The sequence below is a fragment of the Prochlorococcus marinus subsp. pastoris str. CCMP1986 genome, assembly GCF_000011465.1.
In the GTDB taxonomy this organism is placed as follows: domain Bacteria; phylum Cyanobacteriota; class Cyanobacteriia; order PCC-6307; family Cyanobiaceae; genus Prochlorococcus_A; species Prochlorococcus_A pastoris.
Genome location: NC_005072.1, coordinates 538579 through 558151, shown reverse-complemented (window position 1 = coordinate 558151; position 19573 = coordinate 538579). Strand labels below are relative to the sequence as shown.

The window sequence follows — 19573 nt, the reverse complement described above, 5'->3', positions numbered from 1 at the left end:
CTTTTATTTTAGGAATTAATATCTGAAAAATAATTGAACTTGACTTTTCCACTCTCCCTCTGAATCTAGAGAACCTAATAATTCTAAGTTTGGATTAGCTTGTAAAGTAAGTATTCCTAAAGGGGGTAAATCATCTCTATCTGGAGTAGCTTGAACAGCAAAGTTAACTCTATCAGTAATATCAAGACCTATTTCGGCAATCCAAGCTTGAGTAGACAACCCAGCATTTGAAGATGATTCATCAGTATCATCTACATCAAGGTTTTCATTAGAAAAAACATTATTAATTGATTCATTATTTTCTATTAGAGCAGGATACAAAGACAATTGAAATTTCTCGCTAAATCCATTTGCCGTATTAAGTTGAGAAATAAATGCTCTATTTATTAAATTTGCAGAGTTTCCTCCTATCAAACCAATAATTTGAGATCTGTTATAACTTGGAGTACTTCTTAATAGTATTTTTCTATTTTCATCCTCAAATGATAATTGATCTAAAAAGCCTTCATATGATGCTTCGATTTTTATAAGTCTTGTATTACCGATACCAACCGCTCCAAAACCACTTGAACTAACATTCGCATCTAGACCTCTTGAAATATTAAGATCTTGATTATTTTCACTAATTGGTATTATTGAATCTGGAACTTTACTAGTTAGTGAAAAGTTAATAAAAGGAACAATGCCACTTCTAGAGGCAAATAAAATATAATTTTCTTTATTTTTATCTAATTTAAATGGTGTTGTATATAAATTTGCTGTACCTCTACTTAAATTAATAAGGCCTCTAGCATTTAAATCTTCTCCAACCTGTCCATTAAAATTTAAATCTAACTTGGTATCTAAATAAGCCTTAACTATACCTGCATATTGAATTCTAAAATCCGGCCCAAGTTTTAATTTTAGATTCTTAAAACTTAAATTTTCAAGATAATTTGGTAAGTTTTCTCCTAAAAGAAAAGAACTTAATATAGTTTCATTAGAAATTATTTCAATATTTTTATCTTTTTCCCAAAATATTTCTGGCCAATTTCTTTCATTATTTCTTTCTTTAAAATTATTTTTTTTATTATTTTTTTTATTAGCATTATTTAAATTAATTAGCCCATTTTTTAGTGCTAACTTTCCACTAAATAAAGGATCTTTGAATGAACCACTAATATTGATTTTAGAGTCAGTTAGAAATTTTATATTATTAGATTTAATATTAAAATTATTAGTCAATAAGCTAATATCTTTTTCATTCAAACTATTTTTACTATAAAAAGGTAAAACCCCCTTAATAAAAATATTTCCAGAAGCATCATCAGAAGCTTTAAAGCTTTTGATTTCTATTTGATCAAAATCAAAAATTATTGTGCTATTAATATTTTTAATGACATTACTATAAATATCAATTTCAGAATCATTTATAAAAACAAAACCATTAGCAATCGGTTTATTAACAGTTCCTTTTATTATCATTCTGAGAGTTATATCACCTTTTTTAAAAGTGAAATAATCATCGGCAAAGATATCTACTAATTCAATAAATTTTCCATTACCATTTAATCTCAAGTCTAAATTATCCTCTTTGTTAAAAGGAATAGAACCTGAAATATTTATTGGGGTGTTTGAATTATTCAATAAAAAAGATAAATCTAAATCAAAAATCGAATCACCATATTCGACTTCTCCAATATCTATTTTGATCGGACTGTTATTAATTGACGTATTATTCGAAGAAATATTAGTAGCAAAGAATTTTTTATCTAAATTATAAATTAAATTAATATCCAAATTTCCTTTAAAGTCTCTTGGTTTATCTAAAAATATATTTATAGTTTTTAAAGGTAATTTATAAATATTCAAAATACCTTTTCCTGTAAAAATTCCTCCTTCTAAATCTAAAGAAAACTGTTCTCTAGAACTTTTTTTATTATCGCTTTTAATATCAAAATATCCATTTAATTTAGTTTTTAATTTAAAATTAGATTTATTATTTCCTTCTATAGATATATTTGCATCATATCTACTTTGAAATTTATCCAAATATCTTTTTAAATTAAATTTATCTTCTAAAGTTTTGTCATTATTTAAAAAATTATTTATAAAAAGTATTTTTTCGTTAAATGAGCTTTCAATATTATCAATTTCGATATCATCCAAGACTCTAGAATTACTATTAGGAAGAAATTTTTTATTATCAAAATTTAAAATATCGACTGCTGTTTGTAATGACCAACTAGTACTAATATTATTAAAATTTATATTAAAATCATCTTTATTAGAATCATATTCAAGATCAATTATACCTCCATCAATTGGATAAAGTGATGAATTAACCAAAAATGATTTATTATCAAAAGTAAAATCGAATAATGAATTAGCAAACTTTATATTCCTATATTTGCCCAAACTCCAAGCTAAACGACCATCAAAATAAGTTTGATCTTTAGATATAAAACCAGAACCATTAACGATTCCACTAACTCTATCGAATTCATTATTACCAATAGCCAATTCAAGCTCATCTAAGGGAAAATTATTTGCATTCCAACTATACTTATCATTCTCTTTAATTAAATTTATACTACCTTTATTGGAATTAAATATTCTGCTAAATGTTATATTCTCTAACTTAATCTTTGAATCAAGATTAAAGGTAAGGAAAGAGGGCACTGGTGAATATCTATTCTTCATATTGACTACATATTTATTATTTTGATTTTTAATCTCACCCTCCCATATTTCTCTTATCCTCATCCCTTTGTAATGAGGATAATCAACATTGAAATTGATTTTAATATCAGGTTTATTTATCTCACCTTTTAATTCTCCTTTTGCAGTAATAAAACCTCTTATCTTATCTTTACGGAAAATATTTAAATTAGATAATTGGGTTCTATTAAGAATAAAACTTGAATTAATTTTTCCAAAATTTATACCCCTTTTATCAACCCAATAGGGTATATTTCCTGATAGTTGTATTTCAGGATTTAAACTATCTAAATATCCAAGATTACCTTTTAAATTTATATTATTAATATTTTTATTTAAAGGAACATTGAGATTAAAATCAGAGATTAAAGTACCATAATTAAGATTATTTGTATCCGCGATAACATTATTACCTTGGCATAAAAACCTTATAGAATCACTTTTTATATCCTCTACTAAATTATTAGTTTTTAATCTTAAGTTATTGAAAGAAAGATTGCCTTTGCAAGAAGTTTTTTTGGAAGATTTATAAAATTTAAAATTAGATTTAATATTCCCTCCTCTTATAGCAAATTTCCTATCACCAAAACTATACTTAGATCCCTTCAAGTTTATCCCACGGGATAATATCTCGAGATTCAGAAAGTCTTTATTTAAATTAGTATTAAGTTTTAAATTTAAATTACCTTTACCCTTAGTATGTGTCTGAAAATTTCCAATAAACTGCTTAGCTTTTGATTTATATATCAATGTTCCTTTTACTTTAGTCTCTATTCCAATATCCTTTAATTTGAAATTTGCAGATTCATTTAAATTAAAATTTAGATCATAGTTTACTTTACTTTTTATAAATCTATTTTTATTATCATCAGATTTTACCCTTTTGAAAAAATCATTTTTTATTTCAATTTTAGTTTTTTTTGGTTTTACATTAAAAATCCATCTTTGATTTAAAAATGATCTAATTGGCATTATGCCTACATAGATATTCTTCGATACGATTTCAGAATTTAAATTATTTTTATCAATAATTTTTAGATTATTTAAAGATATCCCAAGAAATCTGATCCCAGAATAATCCCCCAAATCTACTTCTTTATTTAAAAATTTTTCTATCCTATTTTCAAGTATGGGTTTTCTATTGGTATAGAAATCTTCAAGAAATTTATTTAATAAAAAAGTTCCTAAAAAGCTAATTGATAAAGTAGTCCCTAAGAATAAAAGCTTTTTATTAAAATTTAGAGATCTAATTTTTTTCAAGTTAGAATCCCAAAATAGAGTAGGCTTACAAAATATAAGAAATTAATCAGGTTAAAGCCACTAAATGTCTTTTTTTGAACTATTAGCGAATACACCTAAGATATTTGGATTTTTAGGAATATTTCTTTTTCTAGTTACTTTGATTGCATTTATTTTTAACTTTGGTTTTAAATTTAGAATTACAGGTGCGACAATATTTTCATTATTACTCTCTTTAAGCAGTTGGGCTTTTATACAGAGCTATACAGATAATGTAAAAATAGATGGAGCAAAATATGTTCCAATTGTTTATGATAATGGATTTGATTTAATTGTTACAAAAGCTGATAGTGAATTTCCAGAGGAAGCAATTGAACCGACTTTAAAGCAATTATCTGAAAATCTTAAAAAAGGTAGTAGATCAGGATCAAAAGTAAAAATTAAAATTAGGAAACTTGAGAAGATATCCAATGACGTTAGTAAGCCAGTAATTATTGGAGAAATAGAAAAAAGATTTAATATGAATTAGATGAATAAATGATAGAAGAAAAATTTTTAGAAATTTTACCCGAAAATTTCAGACATGAAAAATCTTTTTTAATTAAAAAGAAACTAGATGACTTTAAAAGATTAAGTCAACTTAGTGATTCTGAATTAAATATCATTCAAAGATCTCATTCATTATGTACACTAAATAATTTAAAAAAAATCAGAGCTATTGCTAATTTTAAAAATGAGCTTTCAATAACTCCATATGAATCTTACTTACTATTACACTGCGGTATAGGGTCTATTCAATCTCTTTCAATTTTAAACCCATATGATCTCAAAGAGAGAATTGGAAGATTGGAGAGAAGTCTTAGAACTAAAACTCAAACAAATATTACTTTATCCACGTTAAAAGATTGGATAAAGAGGGCTAATAAAATCTGTAAATCTATTTAAAATCTTGGTTAAAAGATTTATTTAATGTAGAATTTTAAAAAGATTATAAATAAGATGAATAACTTTTTTTTATTATTATTTTTATCGGTAGCAAATATAAATCCTGTTTTAAGTCAATCAAGTCTTTTGGAGAGTGTCAAAAAGAATCCTGGTGATGCTATTAAGATGTGTAATAAATTTAAAGAATTAAATTCAAAAGGCATCTCAGCAAGTTCAGATAAAGCTATAGAGTTTGTTTCAAAAAAAAATAACTTGAATCCAATTAATGCTGAAATTCTATCTATTTATGTAATTGGCCTTCATTGTCCTCAGGTTATATAAACACTTAAATGCGCGAAGTAAAATGGGTTGATAAGTCTTTAAAATTAAATGATGGAGTTGAATTAGTATCAAGAATTTGGACACCTAAAGATAAAGGTTCTTGGCCCGCGCTATTAATGAGACAACCATATGGAAGAGAAATAGCTTCAACAGTTACTTATTCTCATCCTGAATGGTGGGCTTCAAAAGGTTACATAGTAGTAGTACAAGATGTTAGAGGTCAGGGATCATCTGGTGGAGTATTCAAAGGGTTCTCTCAAGAACCTAGTGATACATCAGAAACGCACCAATGGGTAAGATCTTTAAAAGAATGCAATGGTAAGCTTGGGTTATATGGCTTTTCATATCAAGGATTAACCCAACTTACAGGAACAAAAGATTCAAAGCCTCCTGATTGCTTATCTCCCGCAATGACGGGGATAGATTTAAAAAATCATTGGAGTTCGGATGGTGGAGCTTTTTGGTGGAATAATAATATTGCGTGGGGATTACAAATAGCTGCCTTAAAGATGAGAAGGGAAAATAACTCTTTAGGATGGGAAGAAATAAGATCAGCCCTAGAAAATAAAAGTTATTTAAGAAAAGGATTAGATCTTTTAAAAAAATATGATCCTAATAACTTTATACTTGAATGGCTTAACAATCTAAATCAAAATAAAGATTTTCTAGAGATAAAACTTATTTCATCATGGCTAAAAAAACCAATGTTAATTATTGGTGGTCTTTGGGATCCTCATCTAGGAGGAGCATTTGATCTCTATCAAAAATCAAAAGCAGCAGGTGGAAATCCTGAAATAATTATTGGGAATTCTACACATCTAAATTGGTGGGAGGGATCACAAAATACTTTGTTAGATTTTTTTGATACCCACCTCAAAACAAATAAAGAAGTTAATAAAACAAATTCTTTTAAGAATAAAAAAATTTGGAATCTTTCATTAAAAAAATGGGATGAAATTGAAGAAGACAAGATTCAAGATTGCAAGTTTGGTCTTGAAAGTAATGGAACAGCTAATTTCGAAATTATTGATGGGAGTCTCCTTTTGAATTCAAGAGGGTCGGGCTGGTTTTCAATTGTTCATGATCCTTGGAGGCCATTTCAAGCAGAAGGAGGACACTTAGGTCCAAATCCTGGGTTATTTGATAGATATATTTTTGACAAAAGATTAGATGTGGGTGTTTTTCAAACCAATTCCTTCGAAGAAGATCTTCAACTTTCAGGAATGCCTATACTTGAAACCTCTGTAAAGAGTGACAGAAAAAGCTTTGATATATGTCTTGCTTTGTCTCTTGTTAATGAAGAAGATAAAACTGTAAACCAATTTTCAACTGGATTTTTAAGAGTTAAAAACTTACAAATAGACGAAAAATGTGATTGCGAAATCGCAATGCATCCTACTAATATTACGATTCTAAAAGGTACAAAACTAAGGTTATCTATATCAGCTGCTGCATACCCAGCTATTGGTGTTAATTCAGGATTTGGTGACGATATGCTTGGTGCCCCAACTATTAATCACAAAATAATAACTTTAAGTTTTGAACTAAATAAAACATTTATGAAAATGACTCCATTTTTCAATTAAGTTTTTTTATTTGGTTGATAATTTGATAAACTAATTCCTTAACAGCTACCAGTCATGAAAGAAACTATTCAAGCAGACTGGATTAAATCAGAAGCTTTCAACCTCGAAAATTGTTGCAATGATAATCCATTAAATATTTTAGGCCCCCATTTCGTTAATGGACAGTGGATAACGAGAGTATGGATGCCTGAAGCAGATGAAGTAAATATTATTTTTAAAGATAAAACCTATAAAACAACTACGTTAAATCATAAATGGCTGTTTGAAGTAACACTTCCTGAAGATCCCAAAAATAATTATCAAATAAATGTGTCAAGAGGAGGAGTTTCTCATTCACAGCAAGATCCTTGGGCTTATAGGAAAGAATGGATGGGGGAATTAGACAGACACCTTTTTGCTGAAGGTAACCATCATCATATTTGGGAAAAAATGGGGGCTCACATCCATGAAGAAACAAATCAACAAGGGGTAATGTTCTGTATTTGGGCACCAAATGCAAAATCAATCTCAATAATCGGAGATATAAATTCTTGGGACGGTAGACATCATCCTATGCAAAAAAGGCTGGGTGGTATTTGGGAATTATTTATGCCAATAATGAAAGAAGGAGATGCTTATAAATATGAAATAAGAACTCAAGAAGGACATATTTATGAAAAAGCTGATCCATATGGTTTCCTTCATGAAATCAGGCCCCAAAATGGCTCAATAGTATCTAAACTTAACAATTTTGATTGGGAAGATAGTTCTTGGATAACTAATAGAGATTCATCTAGTCAAATTAATAAACCTATTTCAGTTTATGAGATGCATTTGGGAAGTTGGATGCACGATTCAATTGAGAATAAATATATTGAAAAAAATGGACAGACAAGATCTCCAGTTCCTGCAGCAGATTTAAAACCTGGGACAAGGTTTTTAACTTATCCAGAGTTAACAGAAAAGCTTATCCCATATGTAAAAGAAAGAGGATTTACTCATATCGAATTAATGCCTATTTCAGAACATCCTTTCGATGGATCCTGGGGCTATCAAGTTACAGGTTGGTACGCCCCGACAAGTAGATATGGCACTCCTAATGAATTTAAAGAGTTTATAAATAGATGTCATGCAGAGGGTATAGGTGTAATTCTCGACTGGGTTCCTGGCCATTTTCCAAAAGATAAGCATGGTTTAGCTTTCTTTGATGGTTGTCATCTTTATGAACATGGTGATCCTCGTATTGGAGAGCATAAAGAATGGGGTACTTTAATATTTAACTACAGTAGAAATGAAGTAAGGAATTTTTTGGTAGCAAACCTTATATATTGGTTTGAGGAATTCCATATCGATGGGATAAGAGTAGATGCTGTAGCTTCAATGTTATATAGAGACTATTTACGTCCAGAGGGTGAATGGATACCAAATGAAAATGGTGGGAATGAAAATTTAGAAGCTGTTAAATTTCTTCAGCAAGCAAACCATGTACTTTTTCAGCATTTTCCAGGCGCACTATCTATTGCTGAAGAATCCACAACTTGGCCAATGGTTACCGAGCCTACAAATGTAGGTGGACTAGGTTTCAATTTAAAATGGAATATGGGTTGGATGCACGATATGCTCGATTATTTTGAAATAGATCCTTGGTTTAGGCAATTTCATCAAAATAGTGTGACCTTTTCAATAACTTATAATTACACCGAAAATTTTATGCTTGCCCTAAGTCACGATGAAGTTGTTCATGGGAAAAGTCATCTTTTACATAAAATGCCAGGAGATGATTGGAAAAAATTCGCGAATACAAGGGCTCTATTAACTTACATGTGGACACATCCTGGTAAAAAGACAATTTTTATGGGAATGGAATTTGGACAAAGGCAAGAATGGAATGTTTGGGATGATCTTCAATGGGAACTTTTAGAATTTGAACCCCATAAAGGTATTAGAAACTTGGTTGATGACTTAAATAAACTTTATAAAAATGAGCCTTCTTTATGGAAAAATGACTTTGATCCTTATGGATTCCAATGGATAGATTGCAATGACACCTCCAATTCAGTTATCAGTTTTATGAGAAGGGAAAATGAAAGTAATGAATGGCTTGTAATTGTTGCAAACTTTACCCCTAACTTTCATGGATCCTATAAAATAGGTGTTCCTTTAGAGGGCTTCTATAAAGAGATTTTCAATTCAGACGGTTCTAAATATGGCGGCAGTAACAAAGGTAATATGGGAGGTAAGGAAACTTTAAAATATAATATTCATAATTATGAAAATGCTCTAGAAATTGTTTTGCCACCGCTAAGTGTAAGTATCTTTAAGCATCAATTAAAGCAATAATAAAGGTTTATTTATTGGTCAATTTGATTTAATTCTTCACATAGTGATTTTAATCTGCTCCACGTTTTAAAATTTTTAAGTTAAAGATTTTTAATTTTTAAAAAATCATATTGTACTCAAAAAATGGGTGAGAATTTACCACTTTTACTATCTGCTGCCTTAGGAAAGAAAGTTAATAGGCCTCCAGTATGGATGATGAGACAAGCAGGCAGATATATGAAGATTTACAGAGATTTAAGAGAACGCTACCCAAGCTTTAGGGAAAGGTCTGAGAACCCAGAACTCTCTTATGAAATTTCAATGCAACCTTTTTTGGCTTTCAAGCCAGATGGTGTAATTCTTTTTTCAGATATACTTACCCCTCTTCCTGGAATGGGGATCAACTTTGAGATAATAGAAAGTAAGGGTCCAATAATAGAAGATCCCATAAGAAATATTCGCCAAGTAGAAAAGTTGAAAGAATTAATTCCGAACGAAAGTTTAAGTTTTGTGGGAGAAGTCCTTTCATCATTAAAAAAAGATGTAAAAAATGAAGCAACGGTTCTTGGCTTTGTTGGGGCGCCTTGGACTTTGGCTGCATATGTCGTTGAAGGTAAAAGCAGTAAAAATTATTCTTTAATAAAATCAATGGCTTTTAAAGAACCTGATTTACTTCACAAACTTCTAGATCACTTTGCAAAATCCATTGGTGAGTATTTAAAGTATCAAATAAAATCTGGCGCTCAAGTTGTACAAATTTTTGACTCTTGGGCAGGGCAATTAAGTCCTCAAGACTACGATATTTTTGCTGGCCCTTATCAAAAGAAAGTTGTTGACATCGTTAAAGAAGAATTCCCAGATACTCCGATAATATTGTATATATCGGGCAGTGCTGGGGTATTAGAAAGAATGGCTAAAACTGGTGTAGATATAATTTCACTAGACTGGACTGTAGATATTGAGGAGGCTTGCAAGCGAATCCCTACAGGAATTGGAATACAAGGAAATGTTGATCCAGGTATATTATTTGGAAATAAAGATTCAATAAAAGAGAGAATCGATAATACTTTCAATAAAGTAAAAGAGAGAAAATATATTCTTAATTTAGGTCATGGAATTTTACCAGGCACACCAGAAGAAAATGCTAAAACATTTTTTGAACATGGTAAAAAACTAACTTATTAATTTAAATTTTGGCAATTAAAAACTTATTAATAACAGGTTCTAACGGATGTGTTGGCCAATATTTGATTGATTGGTTTTTAAGAAACACCCGATATAGGCTTTATCTCATGGTAAGAGATAAAAATAAGCTCCCCCTTGCTATACAGAAAAACAAACGGATTAAATTGCTTATATGTGATATCAGAGAATGCGATAGATTTAGTAAAGAAATTAGTCAGGTAAATTTTCTTATCCACACTGCGACTGCTTGGGGTGATCCAAAAAGAGCCTATGATGTAAACATAAAAGCGTTCGAAGAGTTACTAGGAATGCTTGAAAAAGATAAATTAGAGAAAATAATTTATTTTTCAACAGCCAGCATACTCAACGAACAATGTGAATTAATGAGGGAATCTTTAACTTATGGAACAGAATATATTCAAACAAAATATAAGTGTTTTGAAAGACTTAAAGAGAGCTCATTTGCAGAAAAAACATTCGCAGTTTTTCCTACATTAGTTTTTGGAGGGACTCTTAATAAAAGAAGTAAGTATCCCGCGAGCTATTTAACAAGCGGATTGAAAGAAATAAATAAATGGCTTTGGATAGCAAGATTTCTAAAACTTGACTCAAAGTTTCACTTTATACATGCCAATGACATTGCACAAATTTGTGGGTTTCTAATTAAAAATCATAAAGAAGAGAATTACAAAGGGTTCAAAAAATTTGTATTAGGTCAAAACTTTATTTCAATTGATGATGCGATAAATATCCTTTTAAAGAGAAACGGAATGAATAGATACTTTTCCATTCCCTTAACAAAAACAATAATGAAAATATTATTAAGAGTGCTTCCTATTCAAATGACTCCTTGGGATAGCTTCAGCATAAAAAAATATGACTTTAACCATGTGCCCATAACTAATCCTGAGAAATTAAATTTAAAAAGTTATGCCAGATCCCTGCAAGATGTTTTAAGGTTAGCAAAGTTACCAGGTTGTAATATCAATTAAACTTCTCGCGATTTAGTTCCAAAAACCTTGTAATATATATAAATAATAAATTTAAATTATGTTACGTTCAATCTTTGCAGGTTTTTTTGCAATAGTTTTAACTCTAGGACTTGGAATTTCTTCTGTTTCTGCTAAAACTGTTGAAGTTAAGCTTGGTACTGACGCTGGGATGTTAGCTTTTGAACCAAGTTCTGTAACTATCAGTACAGGTGATACTGTTAAATTCATCAATAATAAATTAGCTCCTCATAATGCTGTTTTTGATGGCCATGAAGAATTAAGTCATGCTGATCTAGCCTTCGCTCCTGGCGAATCATGGGAAGAAACATTTGATACAGCAGGAACTTTTGATTACTATTGTGAGCCGCACAGAGGTGCAGGGATGGTAGGGAAAGTAATTGTTGAATAAAATACCTAATTAATTAAAAAATATTTACTAACTATTTTATTAATTAAATTAATTACATTCGTTTAAATGAAATTTGTCCCAAGTGAATTCTCCAATTCTGCTTGGGACATTTTTATTTTGTCAAAGGAAATTGCACAAAATAATTTTCAGCAAAATATAGATTCTGAAAATATATTACTTGCACTAATAAAACAAGATCTTTTAACCTCTAAAATACTAAAAAAAAATTGTGTAAATATTAGAAAGATAGAAACAAAGTTAACTTCTTTATTAGATGCGAAAGCAAAAATGAAGAATAAACAAAAAACTCTATTCATAGGAGAAACCACAGAAAAAGTTTTTTTAAAAGCAAATGATTTAAGAGTTTCGTTTAATGATGTAGTGATATCAACAGAACACATACTTTACGGTTTGTCTTATGATGAGATTTGCAGTGAATTAGTTTTAAATACAAAAAAAATCCCTGAATTTTTAGAACTTTTAAATAAGATGAAATCTGAATCCACGATTAATGATAATTTTGAAAGTTCAAATGAAACTTTAGATAAATTCGGCATTGATCTTACAAAATCAGCTAGGGATGGCATCCTTGACCCTGTTATTGGGAGGGATGAAGAAATCAGAAGAACGATCCAAATATTAAGCAGAAGAACCAAAAATAATCCTGTTCTAATAGGAGAACCTGGAGTAGGTAAAACTGCAATAGTAGAAGGTTTAGCTCAGCGAATCGTTAATGGAGATGTCCCATCTTCATTAAATAATAGGCAATTGATATCAATCGATATGGGTTCATTAATAGCTGGAGCAAAATACCGAGGCGAATTTGAAGAGAGAATTAAAAATGTTTTAAAAAAAGTTAAAAGTTCTGAAGGTAAGATTATTCTTTTTATAGATGAAATTCATACAGTTGTTGGTGCTGGAGCAACTGGAGGCTCTTTAGATGCCAGTAATCTCTTAAAACCAATGCTCGCAAGGGGGGAATTAAGATGTATAGGTGCTACGACAATTAATGAGCACAAACAAAATATTGAAAAAGATCCTGCGCTTGAAAGGAGATTTCAGAAAATAAAAATTAACGCTCCTTCAGTAGATGATACGATTTCAATACTTAGAGGGCTAAGAGAAAAATATGAGGTTCATCATAGTGTAAGAATTTCTGATAATGCTCTTGTTGCTGCTGCTAGCTTAAGTGAAAGATATATTAATGATAGATTCCTACCAGATAAAGCAATCGATCTAATTGATGAAGCGGCTTCAAGATTAAATATGATAATAACATCCAAACCAGAAGAAATTGATGAGATTGATAGAAAAGTTTTACAACTAGAAATGGAGAATTTATCCTTACAAAGGGAATCAGATAATTTTTCTTTAGAAAGGCTTAAAAGAATTAATAATGAGCTTCACGATCTTAAGATTAGGCAATCTGAATTAAACCATCAATGGCAAAAAGAGAAAGAAGAAATTGACGAGATTAGTAATTTAAAAGAAGAAATTGAATCTACTCAATTAAAAATTGAACAAGCCAAAAGAAGTTTTGATCTCAATAAAGCTGCAGAATTAGAATTTGGAACCTTAATTTCTTTACAAAAGAAATTAAAAATCAAAAGTGAGAATTTAGTAGATTCTTTTAAAAGTGGTGAAAAGAATCTTTTAAGGCAAGAAGTTAATTTTGATGACATAGCAGAAGTTGTTTCGAAGTGGACTTCTATTCCAGTAAATAATTTAAATCAATCTGAAAAAGAAAAACTTTTAAAACTAGAATTAACTCTTAAAGAAAAAATTATTGGTCAGAATAATGCTATATGCGCCGTTTCAGATTCAATTAAGAGATCAAGGACAGGACTAAATGATCCTAATAGACCAATAGCTAGTTTTTTATTTTTAGGGCCAACAGGAGTAGGAAAGACTGAACTAAGCAAAGTAATAGCCAAAACAATATTTGACTCGAATTCATCAATCACGAGACTAGACATGTCTGAATATATGGAAAAGCATTCTGTAAGTAAAATTATTGGGGCCCCTCCAGGGTATCTAGGTTTTGAATCAGGAGGCCAATTAACCGAAGCAGTCAGAAAAAACCCTTACTCTCTTATACTCCTAGATGAAATAGAAAAAGCCCACAAAGATGTATTAGATGTCTTATTACAAGTTCTTGATGATGGGATTATTACCGATGGGCAAGGCAGAACAATTAGTTTTAAAAATTCAATAATTGTTCTTACAAGTAATTTAGGAAGTCAATCTATAAATGATTTATCTATTAGGAATGAAGATAAAAATGAAATTAAAAATATTGTAAATGTTGAATTGAAGAAATTTTTTAAACCAGAATTCTTAAACCGCCTAGATGAAATAATAATATTTCAAAATTTGGAATTAAATGAATTAAAAGATATAGCTAAATTACAACTAAAAAAACTTGAAAATAGGCTTATCAAAAAAGACTTAAACTTTCAAATTACAGATGAGGCTATTGACCATCTAGTCAAAAATAGTTTTGATAATAGTTATGGAGCAAGACCATTAAAAAGAATTATTCAAAAAGAAATCGAGACAAAAATTGCAAATAATATTCTCAATAACAATTACTTAAATAAAAAAGAGGTTTATATTTCTATTAAAGATGGATGCATATTTGTAAATTGATATTTTGATTAAAGTATTATTTTTAAATTTGTTTATAAACTTTTAAATAAATCTTAAAACCACTCTGGTAATCTTTCATAACTAGCAGAATTTGATTTATTTTCTTTTGATTCAGTTTTCCAGCAGCATGTTCTTTCTTTATCATTATCCTTTAAGTATTCATTAGCCCATTGCCAAATCATTTCAGAAGAATATTCCATTCCAACATTATCCATAATCTTCAAATTCAAAGCATCTAAATCATGTAATTTCCTCCAGTAATTTAATAAAGGATCATCACTATTTACAAGAAATGTATGATCAAACTGTTCTTTAAGCCTTTTCTCAAGAGGTTTCAAACCAGAAAAATCAACGACAAAACCATTTTTATCCAATTCTTTCGCAGTGAACCAAAAGGTAAATGTCCTTGAATAACCATGAACAAATCTACAGTGTCCATCATGGCGCCATTGCCTATGAGAGCAGGGAAAATCCTCATAACTTTTGCTGCAAGAAAATTTTGATGAATGAATATCCATTAATAAACTGATAAGATAAACTTTAGTAAAACAAAGAGTAAGAGGTCTAACACATTAAATATAATGGCTTATTCAAAAAATTTTTCCATAGAAGAACTTCGTTTTGATAATAAAGGATTAATCCCTGCAATAGCACAAGATTGGCTAGACGGATCCATTCTTATGCTGGCTTGGATGAATAAAGAATCCTTAAATAAGACACTCGAAACAAGAAATGTACATTACTGGAGTCGATCTAGATCCGAAATATGGAGAAAAGGAGCAACGAGCGGAAGTACCCAATTTCTTAAAGAAATTAGATTTGATTGCGATAATGATGCACTTGTTCTTTCGATAGAACAGAATGGCTCAGGGGCATGCCATACAGGCGAAAAAAGTTGTTTTTTCAATGAAATAGATAGTATTTCAATGAATAAAACAGCAAAGAAAACAAGTCCTTTTTCTAATATTTGCTCAGAATTATTTGATACACTTCATGAAAGATCAATTAATCCTCTAGAAAAAAGTTATACAAATCATTTGTTAACAAAAGGTAGTAATACTATCCTAAAAAAAATAGGAGAAGAAACTGCTGAATTTATTATGGCTTGCAAAGATAATGACAAAGATGAGATTGCAAATGAAGCTTCTGATATAATTTATCATCTCCAAGTTGCATTGATATATAAGGGAGTTAAGTGGAGAGATGTACTAAATGTTCTTGAATCAAGAAGGGGAAAAAATAATTAAATATATATAATTTGAATCTATAAATTTAATCAAATTAATAAATAATAATAATAATTAATTATTAATTAATTATTAATTAATTATTACATGTATAGCTTATTAAGAAATTAACTATAAGTTAAATACATTACGTAAAGGTGTAAATCGTGAGTTCATTAAGCGATTTTCTTGGAGAAATAGGTCGTCATCAACTTTTGACACCAGAGAAGGAACTCACTATGGGAAGAAAAGTCCAAGAAATGGTAGTACTTATCAATAGATGTCAAACAGCCGGTGGAAAAGGTCCCGATTGTGAATATTCCGAAGAGGAAAAAAAGAAAATAAAAATTGGTGAAAAAGCTAAGAATGAAATGATTACGGCAAATCTAAGATTAGTAGTAAATCTTTCAAAAAGATATCAGGGAAAAGGTTTAGATTTATTAGACTTAATTCAAGAAGGCACTCTTGGTCTTACGCGAGCTGTAGAGAAATATGATCCTTCAAGGGGGCATCGATTCTCTACTTACGCTTACTGGTGGATAAGGCAGGGACTAAACAGAGCACTCTCAACGCAAAGTAGAACAATAAGAATACCGGTAAACATTAATGAAAAGCTTACTAAATTAAGAGCAGCAAAATCAAAATTAATGCAACTTAAAGGTTTTCCTCCCACTAGCATTGAGTTAGCAAATGAACTGAAAATTACTAAAGAGGAGATAGATGAACTACTTTCTTGCGAATTAAGGAGTATAACAGTAAGTCTTCAAGGTACGGTAAAATCCAAGTCGGATCCATCTGAACTTGTTGATATTCTGCCAAGCGATCAAACGCCTCCAATGGAATTAGCAGAACTAGCTGAGAGGACAGCCTCTGCCTGGACATTATTAGACAAGGCAAATCTTACTGAAAAAGAAAGAAAGATAGTAAGCCTTAGATTCGGTTTAGATGGTTCAAATGAATGGAGAACTTTGGCTGAAGTTGCAAGACATATGAGTTGTAGTAGAGAATATTGCAGACAAGTTGTACAAAGAGCCTTGAGAAAGCTTAGGAAAGCAGGAATCCAAAATGGACTAGTTGATAGTGTTAGCTAAAAATCATGAATGATAGCTATTACAAAGACAAAGAAAAAATTTATGATGCAGAGGTTTTAGAAAGTTCATCATTAGATGAAAATATAATTATAAAAATCTTAATAAGAGCTGGTAGAACTATTGCAAAACCAGCTTTAGAAGTTCTAGAAATGGCTCTCGATCCTTTTACTCCAACACAAGTAAGAGTTTCCTTAATGGCCGCACTCGCTTATTTAATAATGCCATTTGATCTATTTCCTGACTTTATGCCTTTAGTAGGTTACAGTGATGACTTTGTTGCTCTCACTGCAGTTTTAAGTATATGGAGTAGATATATGACTCCTGCAATAAGAGCAAGAGCAGAAAGGAAACTTAATAAATTGTTCCCTTTTGTTAAATGAGTAAACTATCACAGGGAGAAGAGAAAGAACTTATATCTTTTATTAAAGATTGGTTAAAATCCCATGGATATACACAAAAAGATCTAGCTAATGAATTAAATCTCAAATCAAGCCGAACCTCCGAAATCTCCCAAAAAGTTAAAGAATTTTATAAAAAAGGAGGTATTTTCAATGTTGTTAAAAATCTCATAAAGATAGAACAAAATTGGCTAAACAATATTCCGACAAATTCTCAAGGAATAAAAGAAACCCACCCATATAATCAATTAGATATCGACTCCCTAGTGAACCAAATAAAAAAAGACAGTAGTAAATAAAATATTTAAACTTAGCAATTTTTTTATTTAAAAACTAACTTAAATAACCATATATACATAGTGTTTAAGAAACATTTTTTATTGAAAATTCTATTATTTATTTTTAATTTTTTCTATAAATAAAAACCTTATTTTTACAATTTTAAAAAATAATTGACATTCTAATTATAAATAAAATTAGCTAAAAGATTATCGTTTTTTAATATATATACTTTTTTAAAATGCTTGGATCCATGGATAAATATCAAAATCAATCCATATACCTTCCTTCCAATAAATATCTTTCTCAATTAATTGTCTTAATTCATTTTCATTATTAGCGTTAAAAATACCAAATAAATATTTTGTACATTTAGTAGGTCCTAAAGTAATTAAAATGTTTCTATCTTTTAAATCCCCAAGTCTATCAAGATGATTTTTACGAAATGGTTCCCTTTTGTTAATTGCATCGTCACAATACTTCCCAAATACTATAAATTTTTCCATCATTAAAAGATAACTAATTGAATAAATACATGCTTAATAATTGCACAAATTACTCACTAATTGCTATGTTATTTAAGAATAACTTTTTATTAATTTATTATGCTAAGTGGTAGCGATCTCCTTGCTAAAGTTAAAGAACTTGGTGATGTTAGCAAGTCAGATCTTGTTCGTAAATGTGGATACGTTTCCACGAAAAAAATGGAAGCGAACGTTTAAATTTCACTGCTTTTTATGAAGCACTTCTTGAAGCAAAAGGCGTTAACCTCGGAGATACCGGAGTTGCTGGTATTGGTAAGGGCGGTAGAAAGTTAAGTTATATAGCGACAGTTCAAGGTAATGGGAATCTTTTGATTGGGAAAGCATATACAGCACTTTTAGACTTAAAAGCAGGTGATGAGTTTGAAATAAAGCTTGGGAGAAAACAAATAAGATTATTACCCTCGGAATAATTCCCATAAAATATTATTCTAATTATAAGAATTAAAGCCCCTTTTCATAAGGGGTTTTTTAATAAAATAAACATACAAAATTACTTTTTTAATTACATTTATTGATCAGCAGCTTTACGCATTTCTTCACAAAATTTACCAATTTGATTAACAACTTCCTTTTCATTACTATTAGAGATTCTTTTAACAAATGCACTACCAATAATTACTCCATCTGCCCCCCATTTACGAACTTTATTAACATGTTCAGGAGAAGATATTCCAAAACCAACCGCTACAGGATTAATGCTTATTTCTTGTAATTTAGTAATAAGATTCTCTACTCTATTTTCCATTTTGTTTCTCTCTCCAGTTACTCCTGTTACGCTTACTAAATAAGTAAAACCTTTTGTATTATTAGATATAATTTTCATTCTTTCAGAGGGAGTAGTAGGAGCAACTAATAATATCAAGTCTATAGAATAAGAACTAATTATTTCTGAAAATTTATATGCTTCTTCCAAAGGAAGATCGGGAATTATTAATCCTGAGACTCCTACTTTAGATGCCAATTCACAAAAATTCTCAAGTCCAAAATTTAATACAGGATTAAAATAAGTGAAAAGTATTATTGGAATATGCAACTTATCTTTTAAAGACTCTAATAATTGAATAACATTTTTCAATGTAGTTCCTGACTTTAATGCTCTAGAAGCTGATAATTGAATTATTGGGCCATCAGCAAGAGGGTCGCTATAAGGGATTCCTAATTCAATAAGATCTGCACCCTTTTCTTGCAACTTTAATAAAATCTCGGATGTAGTCTCAATATTAGGATCGCCTGCCATTATGAAGGGCATCAATGCTAATTTATCGCTTTTCTTTAGTTCCAAAAACTTCTTATTTATTTTTGATAAAGTTTTATTTATAGGAAATTGCGTTTTCTTGTTTTCTTTCATGAATTTTTGAGATTTTTATTTGATAATTTTTAAATAGTTTATGGATTTTTTTCTAAATCTTCCATTAGTTTTTCCTGCTCTTCTTTTGGTAATAAGTTAAATTTGGTTTCTAGTTTATCATTCACAATTTTTTCATACTCTTTTCTATAGCGCTTCCTTTGTTCCATAAAAGTCATTTTTCCGTTTAAAACTCTAAGAACATAAGATGTAACCCAACTTATGACAATCACAATCAAAACAAAGTTAGAGATTGTGCTAGCTGTAAAGTTATCGATACCCAATTGTGGCGCTAATTTATAACTTAATAATCCTAATAATGAGATTAATAAACCTATTTGTACAACCTTACCTTTAGTCAAAAT

At 29.8% G+C, this 19573-nt stretch carries 18 protein-coding genes and 1 pseudogene; 14 read left to right on the top strand and 5 right to left on the bottom strand.

Features of this window, described 5'->3' with window-relative positions; genetic code table 11:
* Positions 1-15 precede the first annotated feature (15 nt).
* Complete coding sequence (locus tag TX50_RS03140; RefSeq protein ID WP_011132223.1) at positions 16-3960, bottom strand: translocation/assembly module TamB domain-containing protein; 3945 nt, start codon at positions 3958-3960, stop codon at positions 16-18.
* Between the two features lie 64 nt (positions 3961-4024).
* Here TX50_RS03140 and TX50_RS03135 point away from each other — a divergent pair, with 64 nt between their 5' ends.
* The 9 genes from TX50_RS03135 (at position 4025) to TX50_RS03095 (ending at position 14324) form a co-directional block, all read left to right on the top strand.
* Positions 4025-4468 carry a DUF2518 family protein gene (locus tag TX50_RS03135; RefSeq protein ID WP_011132222.1) on the top strand — a complete coding sequence of 148 codons (444 nt, stop codon included), beginning with the start codon at positions 4025-4027 and terminating at the stop codon, positions 4466-4468.
* 8 nt (positions 4469-4476) lie between these two features.
* Positions 4477-4884 (top strand): DUF4332 domain-containing protein, encoded by a 408-nt coding sequence (locus tag TX50_RS03130; protein WP_011132221.1) that lies wholly within the window; start codon positions 4477-4479, stop codon positions 4882-4884.
* 54 nt (positions 4885-4938) lie between these two features.
* Positions 4939-5205 carry a hypothetical protein gene (locus tag TX50_RS03125; protein ID WP_011132220.1) on the top strand — a complete coding sequence of 89 codons (267 nt, stop codon included), beginning with the start codon at positions 4939-4941 and terminating at the stop codon, positions 5203-5205.
* 8 nt (positions 5206-5213) lie between these two features.
* Positions 5214-6791 (top strand): CocE/NonD family hydrolase, encoded by a 1578-nt coding sequence (locus TX50_RS03120; RefSeq protein WP_011132219.1) that lies wholly within the window; start codon positions 5214-5216, stop codon positions 6789-6791.
* 54 nt (positions 6792-6845) lie between these two features.
* Positions 6846-9110 carry a 1,4-alpha-glucan branching protein GlgB gene (gene glgB, locus TX50_RS03115; RefSeq protein WP_011132218.1) on the top strand — a complete coding sequence of 755 codons (2265 nt, stop codon included), beginning with the start codon at positions 6846-6848 and terminating at the stop codon, positions 9108-9110.
* 123 nt (positions 9111-9233) lie between these two features.
* Positions 9234-10274, top strand: coding sequence for a uroporphyrinogen decarboxylase (gene hemE, locus TX50_RS03110; protein WP_011132217.1), 1041 nt, complete (start codon positions 9234-9236; stop codon positions 10272-10274).
* A gap of 8 nt (positions 10275-10282) precedes the next feature.
* Entirely contained in the window at positions 10283-11266 is a 984-nt protein-coding gene (locus TX50_RS03105) for an NAD-dependent epimerase/dehydratase family protein (protein ID WP_011132216.1), read from the top strand.
* A gap of 58 nt (positions 11267-11324) precedes the next feature.
* A complete protein-coding gene (gene petE / locus TX50_RS03100; protein ID WP_011132215.1) occupies positions 11325-11675 on the top strand; it encodes a plastocyanin in 351 nt (116 codons plus the stop codon).
* Between the two features lie 66 nt (positions 11676-11741).
* The gene (locus TX50_RS03095; RefSeq protein WP_011132214.1) at positions 11742-14324 is read left to right on the top strand and encodes an ATP-dependent Clp protease ATP-binding subunit; all 2583 of its coding nucleotides are present in this window, start codon (positions 11742-11744) and stop codon (positions 14322-14324) included.
* A gap of 53 nt (positions 14325-14377) precedes the next feature.
* Here TX50_RS03095 and TX50_RS03090 read toward each other — a convergent pair whose 3' ends face one another.
* Positions 14378-14842, bottom strand: a complete 465-nt coding sequence (locus TX50_RS03090; RefSeq protein WP_011132213.1) for a 6-carboxytetrahydropterin synthase — start codon at positions 14840-14842, stop codon at positions 14378-14380.
* 63 nt (positions 14843-14905) lie between these two features.
* On the opposite strand from TX50_RS03090, the gene hisIE reads away from it, so the two are divergent.
* The 4 genes from hisIE to TX50_RS03070 all read left to right on the top strand — a co-directional run bounded on the left by hisIE (position 14906) and on the right by TX50_RS03070 (position 17338).
* On the top strand, positions 14906-15571 hold the full coding sequence (hisIE, locus tag TX50_RS03085; RefSeq protein WP_011132212.1) for a bifunctional phosphoribosyl-AMP cyclohydrolase/phosphoribosyl-ATP diphosphatase HisIE: 666 nt from the start codon (positions 14906-14908) through the stop codon (positions 15569-15571).
* Positions 15572-15717: 146 nt separating this feature from the next.
* A complete protein-coding gene (locus tag TX50_RS03080; protein ID WP_011132211.1) occupies positions 15718-16641 on the top strand; it encodes a sigma-70 family RNA polymerase sigma factor in 924 nt (307 codons plus the stop codon).
* A gap of 5 nt (positions 16642-16646) precedes the next feature.
* Entirely contained in the window at positions 16647-17021 is a 375-nt protein-coding gene (locus TX50_RS03075; protein WP_011132210.1) for a YkvA family protein, read from the top strand.
* On the top strand, positions 17018-17338 hold the full coding sequence (locus TX50_RS03070; RefSeq protein ID WP_011132209.1) for a hypothetical protein: 321 nt from the start codon (positions 17018-17020) through the stop codon (positions 17336-17338). The genes TX50_RS03075 and TX50_RS03070 overlap by 4 nt, the downstream gene beginning before the upstream one ends.
* Before the next feature lie 216 nt (positions 17339-17554).
* On the opposite strand, the gene TX50_RS03065 is transcribed toward TX50_RS03070, so the two are convergent.
* Positions 17555-17824 (bottom strand): YciI family protein, encoded by a 270-nt coding sequence (locus TX50_RS03065; RefSeq protein ID WP_036930875.1) that lies wholly within the window; start codon positions 17822-17824, stop codon positions 17555-17557.
* Positions 17825-17923: 99 nt separating this feature from the next.
* Between TX50_RS03065 and TX50_RS03060 the strand changes: the two are divergent.
* Positions 17924-18273, top strand: a pseudogene (locus TX50_RS03060) (AbrB family transcriptional regulator).
* 98 nt (positions 18274-18371) lie between these two features.
* On the opposite strand, the gene trpA reads toward TX50_RS03060, so the two are convergent.
* Positions 18372-19211, bottom strand: a complete 840-nt coding sequence (gene trpA / locus TX50_RS03055) for a tryptophan synthase subunit alpha (RefSeq protein WP_011132206.1) — start codon at positions 19209-19211, stop codon at positions 18372-18374.
* Between the two features lie 38 nt (positions 19212-19249).
* Positions 19250-19570 (bottom strand): DUF3007 family protein, encoded by a 321-nt coding sequence (locus tag TX50_RS03050; protein WP_011132205.1) that lies wholly within the window; start codon positions 19568-19570, stop codon positions 19250-19252.
* Positions 19571-19573 lie beyond the last annotated feature (3 nt).

What these genes read in the sequence shown, in the direction of transcription:
- hemE (WP_011132217.1), top strand. Translation starts at nt 9,234, where the DNA reads ATGGGTGAGAATTTACCACTTTTACTATCTGCTGCCTTAGGAAAGAAA.
- TX50_RS03130 (WP_011132221.1), top strand. Translation starts at nt 4,477, where the DNA reads ATGATAGAAGAAAAATTTTTAGAAATTTTACCCGAAAATTTCAGACAT.
- TX50_RS03090 (WP_011132213.1), bottom strand. Translation starts at nt 14,842, where the DNA reads ATGGATATTCATTCATCAAAATTTTCTTGCAGCAAAAGTTATGAGGAT.
- trpA (WP_011132206.1), bottom strand. Translation starts at nt 19,211, where the DNA reads ATGAAAGAAAACAAGAAAACGCAATTTCCTATAAATAAAACTTTATCA.
- TX50_RS03135 (WP_011132222.1), top strand. Translation starts at nt 4,025, where the DNA reads ATGTCTTTTTTTGAACTATTAGCGAATACACCTAAGATATTTGGATTT.
- TX50_RS03070 (WP_011132209.1), top strand. Translation starts at nt 17,018, where the DNA reads ATGAGTAAACTATCACAGGGAGAAGAGAAAGAACTTATATCTTTTATT.
- hisIE (WP_011132212.1), top strand. Translation starts at nt 14,906, where the DNA reads ATGGCTTATTCAAAAAATTTTTCCATAGAAGAACTTCGTTTTGATAAT.
- TX50_RS03075 (WP_011132210.1), top strand. Translation starts at nt 16,647, where the DNA reads ATGAATGATAGCTATTACAAAGACAAAGAAAAAATTTATGATGCAGAG.
- TX50_RS03095 (WP_011132214.1), top strand. Translation starts at nt 11,742, where the DNA reads ATGAAATTTGTCCCAAGTGAATTCTCCAATTCTGCTTGGGACATTTTT.
- TX50_RS03125 (WP_011132220.1), top strand. Translation starts at nt 4,939, where the DNA reads ATGAATAACTTTTTTTTATTATTATTTTTATCGGTAGCAAATATAAAT.
- glgB (WP_011132218.1), top strand. Translation starts at nt 6,846, where the DNA reads ATGAAAGAAACTATTCAAGCAGACTGGATTAAATCAGAAGCTTTCAAC.
- TX50_RS03120 (WP_011132219.1), top strand. Translation starts at nt 5,214, where the DNA reads ATGCGCGAAGTAAAATGGGTTGATAAGTCTTTAAAATTAAATGATGGA.
- TX50_RS03065 (WP_036930875.1), bottom strand. Translation starts at nt 17,824, where the DNA reads ATGGAAAAATTTATAGTATTTGGGAAGTATTGTGACGATGCAATTAAC.
- petE (WP_011132215.1), top strand. Translation starts at nt 11,325, where the DNA reads ATGTTACGTTCAATCTTTGCAGGTTTTTTTGCAATAGTTTTAACTCTA.